A 1,478-nucleotide genomic window follows, 5' to 3' on the forward strand; every position below is an offset into this window, starting at 1 on the left:
TGTACTGCACCCCAAAAGTTAGAGTAAAAACTGACTTTTGGGGTGTATTTTTATGGCTAAGTATAGTGAACAATTTAAATTAATGGTTGTTAGAGAATATAAAGAAGGAAAATTAGGATATGAGTTATTAGCTAAGAAACATGATGTTAAAAGTCATAATCAAATTAAGAAGTGGGTAAAATCGTTTGAGAAATTTGGAATGGATGGCCTGGCCCGTAAGCAACACAATAAAGTTTATTCTGTTCAATTTAAAATGGATGTATTAGACTATATGAAAAACACAGGTGCTTCTATCATGGATACTGCCCTTCAATTTGGAATTCCAAGTCCACCACTTATTACTACGTGGAAAAAGACTTTTCTAGAGGAAGGCATTGAAGCTCTGGGTAAACCGAAGGGACGACCACCCATGTCTGATAATGCCAAGAAAAGAAATACTAAAAAATCTACAGAAGAAAGAGAACTGACGTATCAACAAAAACTCGAAAGAGAAAACGAACTTCTTCGTTTGGAGGTAGAGTATTTAAAAAAGTTACGAGCTTTTCAGATGGATCCGGAGAGCTATCTCGAAAAGCACAAGCAGCATTATCATACGAACTCAAAGAAGACTTCAAATTAAAAGATGTTTTACTCAGAGTCGGTATTCCAGAATCCTCTTACCATTATCATATAAAAATGATGAAGAAGGAGAATCCAGATCAAGAATTGGAAGCAGCTATTCAATCTATTTTCGATGAAAACAACGGAAATTATGGGTACCGTCGTGTTCATCTAGAATTGAAAAATCAAGGATATAAAGTGAATCATAAAGTAGTTCAGCGCATTATGAAAAAACTCGGCCTTAAAGGAGATAAATTTAGAAGAAAGTCACGTAAATATAGCTCTTACAACGGGATTGTTGGGAAGATTGCGAAAAACCGAATTAACCGTCGTTTCTACACTAACGTAAGTCATCAAAAGCTAGCTACGGATATTACTGAATTTAAGTGCTCAGACGGTGTAAAACTGTATCTTAGTCCTATTTTGGATATGTTTAATGGTGAGATTCTTTCCTATGGGATAAATACGCGCCCAACCTTAGATTTGGCGCTAACACCATTAGAAGAAGCGCTTAAAATTGTTAAAGATTCAAAGTTTAGAACAACTATTCATTCTGATCAGGGTTGGCAATATCAACATAATAAATGGGTAGAAACACTTAAGGAAAATAAGGTATTCCAGAGTATGTCACGCAAAGGAAACTGTTTAGATAATTCACCTATGGAGAACTTTTTTGGATTACTAAAACAAGAAATGTATTACGGAGAAGCTCTGTGCACATTTGATGAACTAAAAAATAGAATTGAAGATTATATCAGTTATTATAATAACAAGCGAATAAAGCAAAAATTGGCAGGTATGAGTCCAGTACAATACCGTATTCATACCAGCCAATCAGCTGCTTAAAAATTAAACTCTAATTATTGGGGGTCACATCA

At 34.6% G+C, this 1,478-nt stretch carries 1 protein-coding gene and 1 pseudogene; both read left to right on the forward strand.

Translation table 11 applies throughout. The features are described 5' to 3' along the window. The first annotated feature begins 52 nt into the window (after positions 1-52). Complete coding sequence (locus V7112_RS23735) at positions 53-619, forward strand: helix-turn-helix domain-containing protein (RefSeq protein ID WP_335424444.1); 567 nt, start codon at positions 53-55, stop codon at positions 617-619. Continuing rightward, a pseudogene (locus tag V7112_RS23740) lies at positions 583-1,446 on the forward strand (IS3 family transposase); the annotation flags it as partial. The gene V7112_RS23735 and the pseudogene V7112_RS23740, both read left to right, overlap by 37 nt. Positions 1,447-1,478: the final 32 nt, after the last annotated feature.

Origin of the sequence: Bacillus sp. JJ1566 (assembly GCF_036962685.1) — a bacterium.
Lineage (GTDB): Bacteria > Bacillota > Bacilli > Bacillales > Bacillaceae_L > Ferdinandcohnia.